Source organism: Gluconobacter sp. P1C6_b (assembly GCF_018811945.1).
GTDB lineage: Bacteria > Pseudomonadota > Alphaproteobacteria > Acetobacterales > Acetobacteraceae > Gluconobacter.
Map to the genome: position 1 here is coordinate 190711 of NZ_JACRVU010000002.1, position 20760 is coordinate 211470.

The following is a 20760-nucleotide window of genomic DNA, read 5'->3' on the forward strand; positions in this document are numbered from 1 at the left end:
GCCATTTTGCCATAGGCTGGATGCTGGCTTGTCGAGTTATGGTTCTATGGCAAAAAGCCACAAATATAATCTATGGCATTTCGCCATTGCCCTCTCTCCCCCTTTACCTCAGCGGCTTTCTCCCTTTACGCAGGTTATCCCGCCCCTGTGCGAATGAGGCCGCATGACCGAGATCCTTCCTGCTTCCCCTGTTGTCGAACAGTCTTCCGCCGGAAAACAGCGGGAACCAGAACAGCGGGAACTCTGGGGGCATCCCATCGGATTGTGGGTGCTGACGCTGACCGAAGGCTGGGTCGGGTTCTCGCTCTACGGGATGCAGGCCATTCTGGCCCTGTATTTGACGGACCATCTGCTGCAGCCGGCTCATTCAGGAGCCGTTGTGGGTCTCGGGCCGCTTGAGGCGTTTGTTTCGGCCCTTTATGCGCCTGTCGGACCGCGCGCCATGAGCGCAGCCATTACAGGCCTGTTCCTGGCGCTGGTTTATGCCACCCCTCTCCTGGGCGGTTTTCTGGCGGACCGCGTCCTCGGCCAGACACGGACCATCCTGCTGGGCGCTATCCTGATGACAGCGGGCCATTTCCTGATGTCATTTGACTGGAGCTTTGTGTTGGCTCTCGGTTTTCTGCTGGCCGGGCTTGGCATGGCAGGTGGTCTGCGGGCACAGGTCGGCGCGCTGTATGAACTGGGTGACCGGCGGCGTTCAGATGCCTATCAGATATACATGATGGGGCTTCAGATCGCGGTCATCGTGTCCCCGGTCCTGTGTGCGAGCCTTGCACAGATTGAATGGCACTGGGGCTTTCTGGCAGCGGGCCTGGGCATGCTGATCGGGCTGGTGGTCTATCTCGTGGGGCGGCGCTGGCTCCCCGCTCCTGCTGTTGCGGTGCTTCGGTCTGAGGCTCCGGCTCCGGACATAAAGCACGCACGCCTTGCCCTGACGTCGCAGGAAAAAAAGACGACCTGGCTGCTTCTGGCGCTTGTTCCTGTTCTGGCCGTGGGGGCCGTTCCGAACTCGGAAATCTTCGACGGCTACCTGCTCTGGGGGCGCGAGCATTTCCAGCTTCACCTTCTGGGATACGAGATGCCGGTGAGTGATCTCATTTCCTTGGACGGATTTATCAGCACCCTGTGCGCCGTACTGGTCCTCTGGTTCTGGAAGGCCTATGCACGTCGCAGGCCTGATCTGTCAGAGATCTCCAAGGTCACGCTTGGGACGTTCATTGGGGCTTTCGGGCCGCTGATGCTGGCTTTGGGATCATGGATCAGTCCGGGTCCCCATGAGGTCAGCCTGCTCTGGGGACTGGCCTTTCACATCATCAACGACATCGGGTTTTCGATGAGTTATGCGATCGGAATGGCGCTTTTCTCACGCGCTGCCCCGGTGAGCCTCAACACTATTCTCGTCGCCTGCTTCTCGCTTCATCTGTTCCTGTCCAATCTGCTGATCGGAAAGCTGGCGACGCTGCTGGGACGGATTTCCGATGTTTCGTTCTGGCTGCTGCATTCAGGAGCCGCCTTTGTGGCAGCGGCAATCCTTGGCTTCTGTGCCGTGCGCTTCCGTGCCCTTCTGGCCCCCGGCAAAGAGACCGCGCCACCCGTCCCTTAAGACGGCGGCGCAACCAGTCGGCGCATTTCCGGGGCCGATGCCGTTGAGACAGCATCGCCATCCAGCGTACGGACCGTGACGGGCGTCAGTAGCCCATCCGCCCTTTTCTTGCTGCGCTGGATAATGAGGCGCTGAACGATGGGATATTCCTTCAGCAGCTTCTCGAACACCGGACGCGGAATGGCAAGCAGATGGCTGAACTGCAGGGAGCGGACGGTCCCGGGCATGGTCTCATTGCGGATGACGGAGGCCGCACCGATCAGGTCTCCGCTTCCGAACAGCAGGTCCCGTTCCGCCAGATTGACTTCCGCCAGTCCTGCCACCTGCGCATAGACGACGCGCACGCGCTGTCCGCGTTTGAACAGGATTTCTCCAGGCGAGACAAAATGCATGGAGACCTTGCCCGAAAGTTTCTGAAGCACACTGTCGGGAACGCCGTTGAAGGCCGGGAAGGCCCTGAGACGCTGCTCGATGCCGCTCTTGAGATTGAAGCGCAGCGGCGCATCCAACCGGGCGCGCTGGCGCTCGATCTCACGGTGTAGTTCGCGGTGCAGCTCCTCGGAAATCAGATTGTCCGCTTCGAGCGCGTCATATTCCTCATCCTCCAGACGCAGGGCAATCTGGCGCAGGATGCGGCTTTCCAGCGCTTCGGAATAACCGGAATAATGCAGACGCAGCGTCTCCAGAGCATCGTCCAGCAGCTTGCGCTGGCGGCCGAGGACTTCAGACACGATTTCCGTGATACGCGGGCCAAGTGTCGGCTCCATGCGCTGGCGGATGAAGCGCTGGAGCGAAAGCGAGACGAGATGCGCGATGATGAGCATCTCGAAACGCTCCATCATGCAGTTCGTCAGCGGCTCGTCGATATGCAGGCGGCTGTGGAGTTCCTGCGCGATCCGGAAGCGCCACGAGGGCTGAAGACGGCGCTTGAGCGCACGGACATAGCCATACCGTCCTTCGAGACGTGCGCCATCGGCCATGGATTCAGCCGTGCGCAGCAATGTCTCCATCACGCGCCGGGATAGTCCCTGAATGCGGAACAGGTCCAGCAGCAGGGAGCGCTCCTGGTTGGCGATGGTAATCAGGGCGATATTGACGCGATTGCGGTCGCTCAGGGCAGATTCAAAATTGTTGGCCGCCCTCTCCTTTTCCGCACGCCGTTCAAGACGACTGATGACGCCGGCGCGGGTCTGCTCGCTGAAACCGAGCTCTTCGGAAAGCTCCCGTGTCCGTTCCGCAACCTCACCAAGGCCGATGCCGACGATCTGCTGGCGGATGGCCTGATCGATGGGCGACAGCTGATCCAGCTTGAAGAACAGGACGAGCGCCCGCAGCGTGGTCCCGTTGACCAGAAGCGTGATGAGAACGAAGCCGGTGGCGATGATGCCGACGAAATGGGCAACGGGGCTCGAGACGCTCTGGTTCTCGGTCACGGCCAGCGCCAGCGCCAGCGTAATGGCGCCACGGATGCCCCCCCAGGCCATCGTGGCCTTGAAGGGATTGGGAACGGGCGGCGAGAGCTTCGTGATGGCCAGAAGCGGCAGCATTCCGAAAATCACGGCCGAACGTGCGATCAGACCAGCGACGCTGGCGATCAGGATCAGCACGAAATCCCATTTCGTCATGCCGATCAGCAGTCGCGGCACCAGCATGGCGGCCAGAAGGAACACGAGAGAGCCGGCCCAGAAAACGAGCTGCTCCCACATCTCGTTCAGGAAACGCCAGACCTGTGGCCGGAAGGTCGACGGCCCATAAGCGGAGACCGTCAGCCCCGCGGCTGCCGTTGCGACCACTCCGGAAAAACCGAGCATCTCATCGCACAGGATGTAAACGGCATAAGGCAGCGCCAGCGTCAGCGTGACTTCCGAAGCTGACGATCCTCCCAGTCCCGCAATCAGCAGCAATGTGAGACGCGCCAGGCAGACGCCAACCACGATCGCCCCGATGAAGGCGGTCAGGAAGTCCATCAGCGCGTCGGCCAGATGGATCTGATGATGTGACGTGACGGCCGCCAGAAGGATCGAGAAGATCGAAATGGCCGCGGCGTCGTTCAGGAGCGCCTCACCTTCGACAAGGCGCGTCAGACGCGAGGCCGCCCCGATTTCACGGAAGATCCCGGCCACGGCAGACGGATCGGTCGTCGCGACGATCGATCCCAGAAGCAGGCAGACGACGAGGCTCTGTTTGGCAAACGGATAGAGCGCAAATCCAATGGTGGCTGTCGAGACAATAACGGCCACGACGGCCAGCAGAAGCACCGTTGCCGTTTCATGGGCCAGACGCCGTACGTCGATGGCCATGGCCCCCTGGAACACCAGAACGGGCAGAAAGATCAGCAGGAAGGCTTCGCTGTTGACCGGGAAATAGATCAGCGCCTCGGCCGCCCCGTCCAGCAGATCCGTGGCCGAGGAACGCACGATCAGGGACGCGACAAGACCCAGCCCGATCCCGGTCAGGGCCAACAGGACAGCTTCGGAAATCTCGAGACGTTTCGCGAGAGGCTGGATGATGCTGACAAGCGTGAGCAGGAACGCAAGCGCTAGGAGTACGGCTGCCAGTCCTGTCACCATCATCGTTGTCTCGGCTCCTTCATGTGGTCGTTCTCAGACGACTTGACGTGTTTCAAGTTGGTGCTGTCTCCCGGGAGACAGCGTCGAGCCAGCGTCGGACCTGCCCTTCCGGGTCCTGATGGCCGATGAAGTCGCTCATGACGGCAACCGTATCGGCGCCTGCCTCAAGGCATTCCGCCAGCCGGGGCACGGTAATGCCGCCAATGGCAACCAGCGGAACATTGCCGCACAGCCCGCGCCATTCTGCCAGTTTCTCCAGGCCCCGGCCCGTCAGAGGAACGCCCCGGAGCTGCGTGGACCAGACCGGGCCGAAGGACACATAATCCGGCTTGCAGGCGAGCGCTGTCTGCAGCTCTTCATGCGTATGGGTCGAGATGCCAAATTTGATGCCAGCGGTCCGGATCGCGTCGAGATCCGCCGTCTCCAGATCTTCCGGGCCAAGATGCAGCCATTCATAGCCCAGTTCGATGGCCGTCTGCCAGTAGCGGTTCAGCGCCAGAGAAACATTGAAACGTGCGGCCAGTTCCTGTGCCAGCAGGGCCTGCGCCCTGATCTCTTCTTCCGGCAGATCACGCAGATAGAGTTCGATGAAACGCAGACCCGCTCCACCAAGCCGTTCCACCCAGCGCGGATGGTCGACGACAGCGTAAATCCTTGATGGAAGGGAAGACATCACATTCGTACTCCACAGGGCCTGCACGAAAAGCCGCGCATCATCGGACAGGTAACAGTGTTACAGCTTGGACGGGGTGCGTCCAGAGGCGCTTCATCGTTATGAACGTCCTGTTTTCAGGACCGTTCCTGCAACGCGGAGATCAATGCTTCCGCCGGATGGGACGGACGATAACCGGCCATGCGCTCGGTCTGGCAGCGGCAGGAAAATCCGGTCGTCAGGACCGGCTGCTTCACTTTTCCTGCCCAGTTCTGATCAAAGATCTGGCGGGAGAGGCTCGCCTGTTCTTTCTGGTGCCCGAACAGCCCGGCCATGCCACAGCATCCGGCCTTTCCTGCCTGAACAGACACGCCGAAATGTCGAAGGATGAAGGCCCAGTCTCCCGCGCTTTCCGGACGGGCAGCCTGTTCCGTGCAGTGCGAGATGACCGTCAGGGATTTGGCGTTGCTTCCGCTCGGCACCTGCGCGAACGCCCCCTGCTCTATTTGCTCGCGCAGATAGGTTTCCAGCGGAAGAACGGCCGGGATGGGGGTGTTCCCTGAGACTTCCCTGTATTCCTGCGTGAACATGAGCCCGGTAGCGGCATCCAGAGAAACGACCGGAATATCAAAAGCCGCCAGGCCTCGCAGCTTCCGCAATGTCTGACGGGCCGTAACGCCAAAGCCCCTGCGGAATCCCAGAACGTGGCGGGCCTTGCCGTTGTCCCAGACGGGCGTGACTTTCACGTCCAGCCCAAGAGATGTCAGGAGCGCATGAACTTTCTCGATGAGGCCACCGTCAAAGCTGCCGGTAAAGGAATCCTGGATCAGGATTACCGCCCGCGGGTTATGACGGTTACGACGCAGCCAGGAGCGGCAGACCCGACTGTCGGCTCCCAGTCGGGCAGGCTTCAGATGCGGAAGATCCACCAGCCCGATCCGCGACAGAACAGCCTGCGAGACCGGATTGTGCATCAGGAGATTGGCCAGCGCCGGAGCTTCTCTTCCGACCGCCAGCAGGGGCTCCAGCCAATAGACAAGATAGTCGCGAACCGGCCTGCGGTTGTCGCGGAAGTAGGTTGCAAGGAACTTCGAGCGCATGGACGGAATATCCACGCGGATCGGACACTGCGTCGCGCAGGCCTTGCACGACAGGCAGGTGTCCAGTGACGCCTTGAGTTCTTCCGTCAGAACCGGGAGCATCTCCCGGTCGGGCGCGTTGTCCGGCAGGGAGCGCATCCTGGCCCAGCTTCTGAGCAGAAGGGCACGCCCTTTCGGGGATTGTGACCGGTCTTTCGTGGCCTTGTAGGATGGACACATGGCCATGTCCGGCTCACGGTTGAAACAGGCACCATTACCGTTGCAACTGACGGACAGGGCGTAAGGCTCGCGGAGTGCGGGAGCAATATCTTCGTCGAAGCTGCCCTTGAACGGGATGCCGTCAATGCGGTCCACGGGATAGCCTGCCCCACCTGGCGCCAGCTTGCCACGGTTGAAAATATCTTTGGGATCAAAGATATCCTTGATCCGGCAGAGTTCCGCGAACAGCGTTTCTCCAAAAAACAGGGGCGAGAACTCGCCGCGAAAGCCCCGCCCATGCTCGCCCCAGAGCAGACCACCATGTCGTTTCGTCAGAGCAGCCACCGCGTCTGAAATCGGCCGGATCAGAGCCCGGTCCTGCGGCGTGAGCATGTCCAGAAATGGGCGGACATGCAGGCAGCCGACATCGGCATGTCCAAACATGCCATAGGACAGTCCGTACCCGTCCAGAATGTCGCGGAATTCGCTGACATATTCAGGCAGGACTACCGGGGGAACGGCAGTATCTTCGACGAACGGAACGCCCTGTTTGTGACCGTCCGGACGCCCGAGAAGACCAACGGATTTTTCTCGTAGCGTCCAGAGGTTCGCGATAATGTCAGGGTCAGAAACTGCTTTATGATCAATGGGTTTGTGGGGAGAGTTCTCAAGCAGGGTGACGGCATGGGCCATCTGTTCCTGCAGGAGGTCCAGATCGTCCCCGACGAACTCGACGAAGCTCATACCCTTGACCGGGAGCGCAGACCTGGTGCCAAGGACGCGTTCCAGCGCGTGCCATGTCACGTCCTGCTGGGCCTTGGCAAGAACGCGGTCATCCAGCACTTCTACCGCAGACGGGTTGGCGGGCAGAAGCGTCTGAACATCGCGCAGGGTATCGTTGAAGCTGGCATAGCGAACGACGATGAGTTGCCGGTATTTTGGCAGACGTCTGACCCGCAGGACGACCTTCTTGGTCAGGGCAAGCGTGCCTTCCGACCCGGCCAGGAGGCGTGCGATATGGAAGCTTCCGTCCTCAAGGAGGACGTTCTGAAGGTTGTATCCCGTCAGACCACGGTTCATGTCAGGGAAGACGCGTCGGATCTCGTCTGCCTGTTCCGTAACGACCCGATGGACTTCGCGATAAGCGCGGGCGGCAAGCCCTTTCCTGCTCATCGCATCTTTCAACTGTGGGGCTGTCAGTCGGCCGACCTGCAGATCGGTTCCGTCCGAGAGCACGACGTCCATCGTTTCTATGTAGTCGGAAGTCCGACCGTAAATGCGCGATCCCTTGCCTGACGCATCGGTCGCAATCATGCCACCGATCGTGGCTCGGGTGGCGGTCGAGACCGTAGGGGGGAAGAAAAATCCGTGAGGTTTAAGGAACGCATTGAGGCGCGCGAGAATGACGCCCGGTTCCACCGTGACCGTCCCTGCCTCGGCATCGAAATCCAGGATCCGGTCCAGATGGCGGGAGACATCAAGGACGATACCATCTGTCAGCGACTGTCCGTTGGTGCCTGTCCCGCCGCCACGGATCGCAAGGGTCAGGTCTCCATCTGCTGCAGCGCGGACGGCCCGGTTGAGATCTTCCTGCGTGCGTGGATGAATAACGGCGGCCGGAAGGCGCTGATAGATGCTGTTATCGGTGGAAGAAACCAGCCGAGACGAGACCTGCAGGTTGATATCGCCTTCAAATCCCTGCTCATCCAGCCGCCTGACAAAGGCTTCGCGCAGGGTGATTTCGGAGGCGCTGGGAGAGAGCCCTGAATTCCCGGTTGGTCTTCCGGATACTACGTCTCCGCCCATTTCTGCCTCTCCTTCAGCCTGCCATGCGTAATGTCATGATAATGTTTGCAAAAAATCCCCTCCGAAAGGGAAATTTTTCATTCTACCGTAACGGATTTGGCGAGATTACGCGGTTGGTCCACATCCGTCCCTTTGAGAAGGGCCACTTCATAAGCCAGCATCTGAACGGGAATGGCATACAGGATCGGGGCCACGAAAGCGTCCACATCCGGCATGATGACAACCTGTTCCGCCACGCCCTCAAGACGTTTCGCACCTTCTGCATCGGTGAAGGCGAGAATGCGTCCGCCACGCGCCTTCGCTTCCTGCAGATTGGACAGCGTCTTGTCGAACAGGATCGTGGACGGTGCTATGGCGACGACCGGGACGGTCTGGTCGATCAGGCTGATGGGGCCATGCTTCAGTTCACCCGCCGCATAAGCTTCGGCGTGGATGTAACTGATTTCCTTTAATTTTAATGCACCTTCAAAGGCGATCGGCGTGCAGATGCCGCGCCCCAGATAAAGGACGTCCCGGGCCTGTGCGACAACAGCCGCCATCGCCTGGATATCCCTGGTGCGGGTAAAGACTTCCGCAGCGCGGGACGGTAGATCCAGCAGGCTGGCCGTCAGACGTTCTTCACGGGCCTGATCCATGGTGCCGCGGGCCCGCGCGAAGTCAATCGCCAAAGCAGCCAGAACGGAAAGCTGGGCCGTGAAAGCCTTGGTAGAGGCTACGGAGATTTCTGGCCCAGCATCCATACCCAGCACGAGATCGCTTTCACGTCCCATGGTCGAATGCTCAACATTGAGCACGGAAACAATGCTCTGCCCGGCTTTTTTGAGGCTCCGCAGAACTCCCAATGTGTCGGCCGTCTCGCCAGACTGGGAAATCAGCAGCGCCACGCCCTTGTCTGGCTGCGGCGGCTCGCGATAGCGCATTTCGGATGCGACATCGATTTCCACCGGGATACGCGCAAGGGATTCCAGCCAGTACCGCCCCACCATGCCGGCATAATAGGCGGACCCGCAGGCTGTGATGGTGATGCGGGGAACCTGCGCCGGATCAAACGGCATTTTCGGAAGGGCGATGCGCTTTGAAGCCGGGTCGGTAATGCGCTTCAGCGTCTGTCCGATGGCGACGGGGTGTTCATGGAGTTCCTTCTCCATGTAATGCCGGTAGCCGTCCTTGCCGACCTGTCCCGCCATGAAGGCCAGGTCCTGAACCGGACGGCTGACTTCCGATCCGGTCATATCAAAAATCGCGACATGACCGGGGGTCAGCTCACACCAGTCCCCATCTTCCAGATAGGTCATTTTCCGGGCCATCGGAGCCAGCGCAATGCTGTCGGACCCCAGGAACATCTCGCCGTTGCCGTAACCTACGGCCAGGGGAGCGCCATGGCGGGCCCCGATCAGCAGGCCCTCATGATCCTTGAAGATCATGGCAATGGCATAGGCACCTTCCAGCCGCTTGATTGCGGCAAAAGCTGCTTCCCGAGGTTCCAGCCCCTGCCCTAGATAGTCATCGACCAGATGGGCGACCGTCTCTGAATCCGTTTCCGTCCGGAACACGCGTCCTTTCGCCTCAAGCTCTTTCTTGAGCTCGGCGAAGTTCTCGATGATGCCGTTATGGACGATGGCCACACGACCGGCTTCATGCGGGTGAGCGTTGTTTTCCGTGGGCGCGCCATGTGTGGCCCAACGCGTATGCCCAATGCCAGTCGTGCCAGGCAGCGGGTGTTCTTTCAGGACATGCTCGAGATTGTCGAGCTTGCCAGCCGCACGACGGCGCTCGATGTTTCCCGATGCCGTCAGTGTGGCGATGCCGGCGGAATCATATCCGCGATATTCAAGACGGCGGAGCGCTTCGAACGCGATCGGACTGGCAGGCTGGTGTCCAACAATACCGCAGATACCGCACATCAGCCCTGTTCCTTCCGAGCTTTGAGAGACTGTTTGATCTGAAGGCCCTGCCCGCTTTTCAGCGTCTGCCGTGCCCGGCCCAGAGCCAGATCGCCGGGCGGGACATCACTGGTGATGACGCTGCCGGCCGCAATAAGGGCATCGTCGCCGACGGTTACGGGAGCCACGAGGATGGAATCCGAGCCGACGAACACGCGCTCGCCAATTGTGGTCCGGTGTTTGAACACGCCATCGTAGTTGCAGGTGATGGTCCCTGCTCCAACATTCGTGCCCCTCCCGATCGAGGCATCGCCAAGATAGGTCAGGTGATTGGCCTTCACACCCTCACCCAGCTCTACATTCTTGAGTTCGACGAAATTTCCGACATGCGTCTCCGCGGCACAGAGCGTGCCGGGACGCAGCCGGGCATAGGGACCGATCATCGCATTTTCCCCGACCTCACAGCCTTCCAGATGGGAAAAGGCACGAATGAGGGCACCGGTACGGACCCTGACGCCGGGGCCAAAGAAAACGTTTGGCTCGACCGTCACATCCGCCTCAATGACGGTGTCGGTGCTGAAGAAAACGGTTTCAGGAGCAACAAGCGTAACACCAGCATCCATAGCCGCATTTCGCAGGCGGGTCTGGAGCGTCGCCTCGGCGCGAGCCAGTTCCGAGCGGGAATTAACGCCCGCCAGTTCGGCTTCCGGTGCTTCCACGCAAACGACCGGTCCGGCTTTGGCAGCCATTTCAACCACGTCTGTCAGGTAATACTCGCCCTGGGCGTTGTCGTTGCCGACATTCGCAAGCCAGGTCCGGAAGTCGTCAGCTCTGGCACACATGACGCCCGCATTGCACAGCGTGATACGGCGTTCATCTTCCGTGGCATCCTTGAATTCGACGATCTTCACGACCCTGCCGTGGTCTTCGACAATCCGGCCATAACGCCCCGGTTTGGCTGGCCGCATTCCAAGAAGTGCCAGACTGGCGCCTTCCCTGCGTGCGGCCAGCAGGTGTTGCATCGTCTCTGCCGTAATCAGCGGATTATCGGCATAGAGAACGGCCACGTCGCCAGTGCCGAACAGGTCCCGCGCCGTGTTGGCGGCATGTGCTGTGCCAAGCCTCTCGATCTGTGTGACGGTTTTGAAAGGTCGGACGGCCTTTTCAAGGTCCGGCATGTCCGGTCCCGTGACGACAACCACATCATCGAAGACCTGTCGGGCAGTTGTGATGAGATGGTTAATCATCGGCTGGTTGCCCAGACGATGCAGCGCCTTAGGCAGATGGGATTTCATGCGCGTGCCGAGGCCCGCGGCAAGGATGATGGCAGTGGTGCAATGGGTGCTGTCGGTCATATCCCGCCCGGGGTATCCAAACCACGGGTCCGCGTCAAACGGAGCCCGCAGACTGTGTCATCACTTCGAATTGCCGATTATTGCAAGACGTTCGAGTGCTCTGTTCAGGGAGCTACGGCGTGTTGCATGACAACCATGACACGCCCGAGTTTGGGGTGGTTGAACTCGATCCGGATCGGGACCAGTCCCAGACCGTCGATCTTTTTGAACCAGACGGATCCCGGCTGGGGAGAGGCCAGCTTTGCCCTGTTCGGAGAGTCCTTCACAAAGCCGGCAAGCTGGCGCCCTATGAAGTCACAGCGCAGGGCCTGTCCGGAATAGGCCTCGTCCTGTCCCTGCGGGATGTCTGCCGCAGTCGGACCATGGACCACCATTTCACTCAGCCGAATTCCATCGAAGATGATCTGGGTTCCGTCGCATTTCCCGGTCGTGGCAAGAGCATGCAGCAGATGCGCCATACCGCTCAGAGTATCGACCGTATGCGGCAGGGAGCTGTCGGGGATCGGTTCGCGGTCGGTTTCCGCGGGCTGGAGATCCGTCACTTTTGGAGTGTCGTTCGAGAACTCCAGCCGGACATGGCGGTGCTTGCCGCGGGAAATGCCACCACTGTCAAACAGCACCGGCTGCACGTTGCCATCGGGCGTAAACTTCCCCTCAACGCGGGATGTCACGTCCATGGTCACGAACCAGCTGATCAGACCCGCAGGTTTGATCTGCGTACTGCCACCATAGCCCCAGGGCTGGAGCTGATAGGAGGCCTGCGCATTCAGGACGTGAAAGCCCTTGAGATAAACGGCATAGGCGGCATTGACCTGCCCCTCGGCCCGGGCCGGGCTACAGCCCAGCCCGGCCATCAGGGCAAGTGCGGTCCCTGCGACAAGAGCCTTAAACGTCAAGATTGGCCACTTTCAGGGCATTGCCGACAATGAAGTCCCTGCGGGGCTCCACGACGTCACCCATCAGCGTCGAGAACACCTGTCCGGCATCTTCCACGTCCCCGACCCGGACCTGCAGCAGAGTGCGGGTCGAAGGATCGAGTGTGGTGTGCCACAGCTGCTCGTCGTTCATTTCGCCCAGACCCTTGAACCGGTTGATGGTCAGGCCGCGACGGCCCTGAAGCAGGATGCGCTCCATGACGGCTGCGGGGCCAAACAGTTCGTAAGCCGTGGGGTCGAGCGTGAGCGTGACGGGTTTTGCGAAATCGCGGGCCAGACGTTCCCATTCCGACACCAGCCAGCGGGCTTCCGCAGAGCGCAGGAGCGAAGGCTCGATCCGGTAAACCTCGCCTACGCCACGGACGGAACGTGCGCATTCCAGACCGGTTTCCGAAATGGAGACTTTCCAGCCGCGCTCGTTGGGCAGCGAAGCCCCATCCAGACGCTGCTGGAACTCGGACATCCGTGAGGTTGCGACAGCAATATCGCTGTCGAGCACACCCGAGATGGCGGCCTGCTCCATGACCCAGACGGGAACCTTGGACGCAATGCTCTGAAGGCGACGGGCGGCAGCCGAAAGGAAGGCGATTTCCTCGGCCAGAGGCTCTCCCGTCAGTTCACGACCATCCGCAAAGCGCAGGGAGGCATTCGCCAGCGCCTTATCCAGCAGATACTGTTCAAGAGCGGCATCATCCTTGAGATAACGCTCTTCCTGACCGCGCTTGGCGCGATAAAGCGGCGGCTGGGCGATATAGAGATAGCCCTGCTCGATCAGTTCCGGCATCTGACGGAAGAAGAAGGTCAGCAGCAGCGTGCGAATATGCGAACCGTCGACGTCAGCATCGGTCATGATGACGATTTTGTGGTAGCGCAGCTTTTCGGCCGAGAAACCGCCCTGATCGACTTCACCCCGACCGATGCCGGTGCCAAGCGCCGTAATCAGCGTTCCGATTTCTGCTGATCCCAGCATCCGGTCGAACCGGGCGCGCTCGACGTTCAGGATCTTGCCACGCAGCGGCAGGATGGCCTGAAAACGACGGTCCCGTCCCTGCTTGGCCGTGCCACCTGCGGAGTCACCCTCGACAATAAAAATTTCAGCTTTGGACGCATCGCGTTCCTGACAGTCCGCGAGCTTGCCTGGAAGCGAGGACACATCCAGCACCCCCTTGCGGCGCGTCAGTTCACGCGCGCGACGCGCAGCTTCACGTGCGCTGGCGGCGTCGATGATCTTGGCGACGATGGCCTTCGCTTCCTTGGGATGCGTCTCGAACCAGTGGGAGATCGCATCGGACGCAGCAGCATGGACGACCGGCTGGACTTCGGACGAGACGAGCTTGTCCTTTGTCTGCGAGGAGAACTTGGGATCAGGGACCTTCACGGACAGGACGGCGGTCATGCCTTCGCGCATGTCCTCGCCCGTCAGTGATCCTGCCTCACGCTTAGCCACACCTTCGGCATACTTGCCCACGACGCGCGTCAGGGCCTGACGGAAACCGGCCAGATGCGTGCCGCCATCGCGCTGCGGGATGTTGTTGGTGAAGCACAGCATCGTCTCGTGATAGCTGTCGTTCCAGGTCAGCGCGAACTCGACGCGGATGCCGCTTTCAGGATTGTCGATCTCGCCCGTAATGGGGGGTGTGACGATGGAAGTTTTTGAAGAATCAAGCCATTCCGCGAACGCGCTCAGACCACCATCATAGTGGAAGCGCAGTTCCTTCGGTTCGGCATGACGCTCGTCGCGCAGGATGATCAGCATGCCCGAATTCAGGAATGCGAGCTCGCGGACACGGCGTTCAAGAATGGAAATATCGAAATCGACCTTCGTGAAGGTCTGCTTGCTGGGCTTGAACGTGACCAGTGTGCCCCGGTCTTCGGAGGACGGCCCGATGATATGCAGGGCCTCGTCGCGCTCGCCATGCTGGAAGCGGATCTTGTGCTCCAGCCCGTTGCGCCAGATCCGCACTTCCATCCATTCGGACAGGGCGTTCACCACGGCCGCACCCACGCCGTGCAGACCACCGGAAACCTTATAGGAATTCTGGTTGAACTTGCCGCCGGCATGAAGCTTGGTCAGCACGACTTCGGCGGCGCTGATACCTTCTTCGGGGTGCAGATCGGTTGGAATGCCACGGCCGTCGTCGCGCACCGAAACGGAACCATCCCCGTTCAGAGTCAGGATACAGTAGGTTGCATGGCCGGCCTGAGCTTCGTCCACCGCATTGTCGATGATTTCGAAGACCATGTGATGCAGGCCCGAGCCGTCATCGGTATCGCCGATATACATGCCCGGACGCTTGCGGACGGCGTCCAGCCCCTTCAGGACCGAGATGGAGGAAGCGCCGTAATCTTCACCGTCTGCGCCAGGAATCTCGGGCTGGTTCTGGGTCTCTGACATGCGCGTGACGGTCTCCGTGGTACTCTGAATAACTGATGGATCAGTATAGCCCCTGCCGTTCATTTAGGCCAGCGGCGGCGGGGTGTCAGGAAGGGGATATGGTGCCGTTCCTGACGGAAAAAAACTGGGCGCGGCCTGCGATCGGCGTGAATGCCTCGGCATCCGTGCCGGTAATCAGGACAGGCGCCCGCAGTTCCTCAAGGCTGTCGAGAAGCGCGTGCCGGCGCATCTCATCCAGATGAAGAAGGGGTTCATCAAGCAGGATGGCCGGAGCTTGCCCGCGTTCCTGTGTCATCAGCCGCGCATGGGACAGGATCGTGCCGGTCAGCATGACCTTCTGCTGACCGCTGCTCGAAAGCTCGGCCGGACGTCCCGTGGCGGTGTCCGAAAGCGTGAAATCGGCCCGATGGGCGCCAACGGATGTCGTGGAGCGCTGCTGGTCTTCTGTGCGGGCCAATCGCAGGCTGTTCCTGATCCAGTCTTCGACTTCGAGGGCCGGCTGGGTTGTCAGGCGGCTTGAGATGGCACAGTCCAGATGCAGCGTACTGGAAGAAAATCCATCATTTTCAAAAGGATGGGCGTTCATGCTCTCGATGAGTGCCAGCCGAGCGGCAGACGCTGCGACGGCATGACGAGCGATGGAGTCTTCTATGGAAGTAAGCCATTCCGCCTCGTTCGGACGTTCAGACAGAACCCGGTTCCGGCTGACAACTGAGCGGTCATGCGCTGCGATCTGGCGGCCATGATCGGGAGACAGCGCCATCACCAGCCTGTCCAGAAACCGCCGCCGACCACTTGATCCTTCCTGAAAAAGCCGGTCCATCTGAGGCGTCAGCCAGACACAGGAAAACCTCTGGCCGATCAGAGCCTGGGAGCGGATGTTTTCCCCATCGAGCCGGAATGTCCGGCGCTGTTTTTCGCTCAGATCGCTTCCCGTTCCAATCTGAAATTCGTCCAGTCCCGACTGGAGCGTGGCCGCGACCCCCCATCGTTTTGCGCCTTGACGGCACAAAGCGGGAAGTGCGGCTCCCCGCAGGCCGCGACCGGGTGCCAGCAGGGAAACGGCTTCGAGCAGGTTGGTTTTCCCGGAACCGTTCTCTCCTGTCAGAACCAGGATGGAAGCATCCGGGGTCCAGACGGTATGGGTGTAATTCCGGAAATCCGTCAGCGCGAGCCGGGTCAGTTTCACCGGGTCAGTTTCAAACGCGGTTCGTGCTCAGACCCGCATGGGCATCAGGACATACAGCGCCGAAGGCGATGCCGTGTCACGGACGATGGTGGGAGCAGAGCTGTCGGAAAATGCGAATTCCACTTCCACGTCGATCTGATCGGTGATGTCCGTCAGATAACGGGCCTGAAAACCGATTTCGATCGGCGTAGCGTCGTAGGAAACGGCGTTTTCGTCCAGTTCCTCATGTGCCACGCCCTGATCAGGGCTGGTGGCCGACAGGTTCAGCATGTTCTGCGTGACGGACAGCTTGACCGGACGCGAACGCTCCTGGCTGATGGCTGCGACGCGACCAACGGCTGCTGCAAAGTCGCGCTTTCCAACGCGCAGGATGCGGTCATTACCCTTGGGAATGACACGCTCATATTCCGGAAAGGTACCGTCGATCAGCTTGGAGGTCAGCAGGACCGGACCAGCCTGGAACTGGATGCGGGTGTCGGACAGCGATACTTCCAGATCGGCAGCGCCTTCGTCGAGCAGCTTGCGCAGTTCGTTGATGGTCTTGCGCGGGATGATGACCCCCGGCATGCCGCGTGCGCCCTCCGGAAGATCCGTCTCGACGCGGGCAAGACGGTGGCCGTCCGTAGCCACTGCACGCAGCATCGGAACCGTGCCATTTTCTGCCACGTGCAAATAGATGCCGTTCAGATAATAACGGGTTTCTTCGTTGGAAATGGCGAATTTAGTACGATCGATCAGGCCGCGCAGTGTTGCTGCCGGGATCGTGAAACGATGCGGCAGATCGCCTGCAACCATCGCCGGGAAATCATCGACCGGAAGCACGTTCAGGCTGGTGGCATAACGGCCGGCCCGCAAGGCGAGCGGTGCCTCACTGTCCTGATGATCGAACTCCAGAGCAACGCCATCAGGCAGCTTGCGGACGATCTCAAAGAGCACCGCCGCCGGAACGGTCGTGGAGCCGGAGCGCTCGCCGCTCGCCGGAACGTCTTCCACGACGGCGATTTCCATGTCCGTTGCCGTCAGGCGCAGAACATCATCCTGATAGCTCATCAGAACGTTGGCCAGGATGGGAATGGTATTCCGCTTTTCCGCAACGCCGTGAATATGCGCCAGAGCCCGTTGCAGCAGGGTACGGTCAACCTTGAATTTCATTCCGAGCCTCGGCGAAGATCTTGAATTAATTGAGAGAACCTAGCAGACCCCCGCCCCTCGGGAAAGAGAGGGATCGGAGGTCCGGACAGGTCAGCCTTCCAGCATCCGGCGCAGCAGTTCCACGTCCTCGGCGAAGGATGTGTCCTGATCCATCAGCTCGGTGACGCGGTTGACGGCGTGCATGACGGTCGTGTGGTCGCGGTTGCCAAATTTGCGTCCGATTTCCGGAAGAGACCGGCTTGTCAGTTGCTTGGCCAGATACATGGCCACCTGACGCGGACGTGCTACGGCACGGGCACGGCGTGCCGAGGACATGTCCGTGAGGCGGATGTTCCAGTGCTCGGAGACCTTGCGCTGGATTTCCTCGATCGTGACGCGACGGTCATGAGCCTTCAGCATGTCTTTAAGAACATCCTGCGTCGTATCGAGCGTCACAGGACGTCCGACCAGATCAGCATGGGCGATCAGGCGGTTGAGCGCGCCTTCCAGCTCGCGGACATTGGTCGTAATCTTGTGGGCAAGATATTCCAGAACCTTGGACGGAACATGCGTGCCCGAGGCCTTGGCCTTGGCTTCCAGAATGGAAATGCGCAGCTCGAAGGTCGTGGCATGGATGTCTGCGACCATGCCACAGCCCAGACGGGTCCGCAGGCGGTCTTCAAGACCTGACAGATCGGACGGGCTCTTGTCGGCACTGACGATGATCTGGCGACCAGCATCGACGAGGGCATTGAACGTATGGAAGAACTCTTCCTGCGTGTTGTCCTTGCCGATCAGGAACTGGAGATCATCGATCATCAGCACGTCAACGGAACGGAGCTGTTCCTTGAACTCCATCGTGGACTGCGAACGGATCGCCGCGATGAAGCGGTACATGAACTTTTCCGCGGACATGTAAGCCACGGAGACCTTGCCGGTCCGGGTCAGCTCCGTTCCGATGGCGTGCATCAGATGGGTCTTGCCGAGGCCGACTCCGCCATACAGGAACAGTGGATTGAAGCCCGGGCTCGACGGTTTTTCCGCCACACGGCGGGCGCAGGCATAGGCAAACTCGTTGGGCTTGCCGACGATGAAGGTATCGAACGTGAAACGCGGATCGAGCGGAACGGCCAGATCGCTGCGATTTTCGGGGGCAGCAGCCTGCGGAGCGAGTTCATGCCCCTCGACCGGGCCGTCTTCCCCGTCCTCTGTGTCACTCATGGAGACTTCAGGCAGCCCACGCTTGACCTGAAGCTCAACCCCTTTGATATCCTCGCGCTCGGTACGCCAGAGCGTCTGAAGGCGCTCCTCATACTGGCTACGGACCCAGTCACGCAGGAAACGCGTGGGCAGGTAGAGGGTCAGTTCATCTTCTTCGAGTGGTCCCAGAACGATCTGCCGGAGCCATGTCCGGTATTCGACCTCGCCAACCTCACTCTTCAGTTTCTCACGAACGCGGATCCAGGCGGTTTCCAGCGGTGTCGTCGAACCGGGGGCGGAGGCGCTGGCGTCCAGATACTGAGCGTTTTCCACCATTGTACCCCCTTTCATATCCATTCCCGCACGGGGCGGGTATCAGTTGTGGTTCCCTGCGCGCAGGGCGATTGTGCTCTCGACAGAAACCTGCAGCAGAAAAGCTGGCGAATTTCCGGAGAAGCCAGAGCATCCGATACTTTTTTGTCGAACCCCCAGAATAGGCGTCCGTTCAGCCCGAAGCAAGCTGGAACACGAAGGGTTCAGCGGGATGTCATGAGGGTGTTCCCCATCGGCAACCCGGGGTCAGATGCTTGGGAAAAAGATGTCAGGAGCTGCAGTCAAAAAAGAACGCGCTCCTGGTGGGGAGCGCGTTCTTCAGTTCCGACCCGAAGGTGAAGCTCAGGCGGTTGCCAGAGCCTTCACGCGGGCGGACAGACGGGACAGCTTGCGGCTGATCGTGTTCTTGGCAATCACGCCCTTGCCTGCTGCGCGCTGCATTTCCGGCTGTGCAACCTTGAAGGCCTCGGCAGCAGCGGACTTGTCACCGGCCTGGATGGCGAGTTCAACCTTCTTGATGAACGTACGCATGCGGGACATGCGGGCAACGTTGCGCTCACGGCGACGTTCGTTCTGACGGATACGCTTGCGGGCAGAAGCTGTGTTTGCCATGGATCTTTCGGTTCAGTTTGCGTTTTGGTCGCGTAAATGGTTGGCGCCGTCTACTCTGTCCGGACGGGTCCCGTCAAGCGTTTTGCACATTTTACACAGGATGGGGGCATCTTCCTGTCACGCCGCCTGTCTCTGGGTCTATTTCTGGCAGGTCGGACAGAAGAACGTCGAACGGCCTGACTGCGTCATGCGCAGGATCGGGCTCCCCGCGCCGCAGTTGGGGCATGGAGCGCCTTCACGTCCATAGACGAGGTGCAGGTCCTGAAACCCGCCTTTCGTGCCGTCAGCCTGCACATAGTCGCGCAGGGACGATCCTCCGGACGCGATGGCCTGCTCCAGGATCTGCGGAATGGCCTCTGCAAGGGCGGCATTCTCCTCTTTCGTCAGGGTACAGGCCTGCCGCTCGGGGTGAATGCCGCAGCGGAACAGCGCCTCACATACATAGATATTGCCAAGACCTGCGATCAGCTTCTGGTCCAGCAGCGCAGACTTGATCGGCGAGCGCCTGCCCCGGAACAGGTCCGCCAGTGCCGGACCGGTCATGGCGTCCGAGAGAGGCTCCATCCCCAGATGGGCCAAGAGGCGGTGCCTGTCCTCTTCAGATGTCCGAACCAGATCGACCATGCCAAAGCGCCGGGGATCGACCAGCCCTGCCCTCGCGCCGCTGTCCGTTTCAAGGACCAGATGCTCGTGTGCTGGCGGAGTCGCGTTTGTCCCTGCCCGGCCAATCGTGAGTCGGCCCGACATGCCCAGATGCAGCAGCATGCTCCACCCGCCTTCAAGACGCATGAGAATATACTTCGCGCGCCTGTGGAATGAGAAAACGTGACGGCCTTCCAGCTTTTCCCGCAGATCAGCGGGAAACGGCCAACGAAGGTCTGGACGATTGACGGAAACATGGCTGATTCGGTGCCCTTCAAAGGCATCACGAAATCCGCGCATGACGGTTTCGACTTCTGGAAGCTCTGGCATGGCTGGCCTCAACGATATATCGATTGCCCCATGACCGATAGCGCAGAACACAACGCCTCGCCCTTCCAGTCCTCCGCACACGCCGAGGACACCACCGATTTCGGCTACCGGAGTGTTCCGCGCGGCCAGAAAAAGACGATGGTCCGGGAGGTGTTCGAGAGCGTCGCCGGGAAATACGACATTATGAATGACGTGATGTCGCTGGGGATTCACCGCGTCTGGAAGCGCATTTTCGTAGGCATGCTCAATCCGCGCCCGAACATGAAGCTGCTGGATCTGGCTGGTGGTACGGGGGACATCACCTTTGGCTGGCTCCGTGCCGGCGGTGGCCCGGCCATCCTGTCCGACATCAATGCCGCCATGCTTTCCGTGGGGCGTGACCGCGCCATCAAGGCCGGGCTGATCGGCAAGATCGAGGTCTGCGTGGTGGATGCGGAAGCCATTCCCCTGCCCGACTGCTCCGTCGATCGCGTAACCATCGCCTTTGGCCTGCGCAACTGCACGGACAAGTCGGCCGTGCTGCGTGAGGCGCGTCGTGTGCTCAAGCCGGGCGGCCGCTTCTTCTGCCTGGAGTTCTCGCAGGTCGAGATTGCAGCCCTCGCCCCGATCTATGACATGTGGTCCTTCCAGGTTCTTCCCAAGATGGGTCAGATCATCGCCAAGGATTCCGAGAGCTACCAGTATCTCGCCGAAAGCATCCGCATGTTCCCCGATCAGGAAACGCTGGCGCAGATGATGCGCGACGCCGGACTGGAGCAGGTCCAGTATCGCAATCTCTCGGGTGGCATCGCTGCCATCCATTCCGGCTGGCGTCTGTAAGACC

14 protein-coding genes are annotated in these 20760 nt (G+C 60.3%); 2 read left to right on the plus strand and 12 right to left on the minus strand.

Annotated elements, in window-relative coordinates:
• Nucleotides 1-163 precede the first annotated feature (163 nt).
• Nucleotides 164-1606 (plus strand): peptide MFS transporter, encoded by a 1443-nt coding sequence (locus tag KP701_RS02675; protein WP_215745603.1) that lies wholly within the window; start codon nucleotides 164-166, stop codon nucleotides 1604-1606.
• Here KP701_RS02675 and KP701_RS02680 read toward each other — a convergent pair.
• The 12 genes from KP701_RS02680 to mutM form a co-directional block, all read right to left on the minus strand.
• Nucleotides 1603-4179, minus strand: a complete 2577-nt coding sequence (locus KP701_RS02680; RefSeq protein WP_215745604.1) for a cation:proton antiporter — start codon at nucleotides 4177-4179, stop codon at nucleotides 1603-1605. The two genes, KP701_RS02675 and KP701_RS02680, sit on opposite strands and share 4 nt — an antisense overlap.
• Nucleotides 4180-4228: 49 nt before the next feature.
• Complete coding sequence (locus KP701_RS02685; RefSeq protein ID WP_215745677.1) at nucleotides 4229-4849, minus strand: thiamine phosphate synthase; 621 nt, start codon at nucleotides 4847-4849, stop codon at nucleotides 4229-4231.
• Between the two features lie 116 nt (nucleotides 4850-4965).
• Complete coding sequence (locus tag KP701_RS02690; protein ID WP_215745605.1) at nucleotides 4966-7932, minus strand: FAD-binding and (Fe-S)-binding domain-containing protein; 2967 nt, start codon at nucleotides 7930-7932, stop codon at nucleotides 4966-4968.
• A 77-nt stretch (nucleotides 7933-8009) separates the two neighbouring features.
• Nucleotides 8010-9836 carry a glutamine--fructose-6-phosphate transaminase (isomerizing) gene (gene glmS, locus KP701_RS02695; RefSeq protein ID WP_215745606.1) on the minus strand — a complete coding sequence of 609 codons (1827 nt, stop codon included), beginning with the start codon at nucleotides 9834-9836 and terminating at the stop codon, nucleotides 8010-8012.
• Complete coding sequence (glmU, locus tag KP701_RS02700) at nucleotides 9836-11170, minus strand: bifunctional UDP-N-acetylglucosamine diphosphorylase/glucosamine-1-phosphate N-acetyltransferase GlmU (RefSeq protein ID WP_215745607.1); 1335 nt, start codon at nucleotides 11168-11170, stop codon at nucleotides 9836-9838. Before glmU ends, glmS begins: the two co-directional genes overlap by 1 nt.
• A gap of 104 nt (nucleotides 11171-11274) precedes the next feature.
• On the minus strand, nucleotides 11275-12066 hold the full coding sequence (locus KP701_RS02705) for a DUF3108 domain-containing protein (protein ID WP_215745608.1): 792 nt from the start codon (nucleotides 12064-12066) through the stop codon (nucleotides 11275-11277).
• A complete protein-coding gene (gene gyrB, locus KP701_RS02710; protein ID WP_215745609.1) occupies nucleotides 12056-14500 on the minus strand; it encodes a DNA topoisomerase (ATP-hydrolyzing) subunit B in 2445 nt (814 codons plus the stop codon). The genes KP701_RS02705 and gyrB overlap by 11 nt, the downstream gene beginning before the upstream one ends.
• Nucleotides 14501-14585: 85 nt before the next feature.
• Nucleotides 14586-15689 carry a DNA replication/repair protein RecF gene (gene recF / locus KP701_RS02715; RefSeq protein WP_215745610.1) on the minus strand — a complete coding sequence of 368 codons (1104 nt, stop codon included), beginning with the start codon at nucleotides 15687-15689 and terminating at the stop codon, nucleotides 14586-14588.
• Between the two features lie 27 nt (nucleotides 15690-15716).
• Complete coding sequence (dnaN, locus tag KP701_RS02720; RefSeq protein WP_215745611.1) at nucleotides 15717-16841, minus strand: DNA polymerase III subunit beta; 1125 nt, start codon at nucleotides 16839-16841, stop codon at nucleotides 15717-15719.
• A 90-nt stretch (nucleotides 16842-16931) separates the two neighbouring features.
• Nucleotides 16932-18371 (minus strand): chromosomal replication initiator protein DnaA, encoded by a 1440-nt coding sequence (gene dnaA, locus KP701_RS02725; protein WP_252345349.1) that lies wholly within the window; start codon nucleotides 18369-18371, stop codon nucleotides 16932-16934.
• Between the two features lie 324 nt (nucleotides 18372-18695).
• Entirely contained in the window at nucleotides 18696-18965 is a 270-nt protein-coding gene (gene rpsT, locus KP701_RS02730) for a 30S ribosomal protein S20 (RefSeq protein ID WP_011253998.1), read from the minus strand.
• A 138-nt stretch (nucleotides 18966-19103) separates the two neighbouring features.
• On the minus strand, nucleotides 19104-19937 hold the full coding sequence (mutM, locus tag KP701_RS02735; RefSeq protein ID WP_215745612.1) for a bifunctional DNA-formamidopyrimidine glycosylase/DNA-(apurinic or apyrimidinic site) lyase: 834 nt from the start codon (nucleotides 19935-19937) through the stop codon (nucleotides 19104-19106).
• 30 nt (nucleotides 19938-19967) lie between these two features.
• Between mutM and KP701_RS02740 the strand changes: the two genes are divergently transcribed.
• Entirely contained in the window at nucleotides 19968-20756 is a 789-nt protein-coding gene (locus KP701_RS02740; RefSeq protein WP_153429170.1) for a class I SAM-dependent methyltransferase, read from the plus strand.
• The last annotated feature ends 4 nt before the right edge of the window (nucleotides 20757-20760 follow it).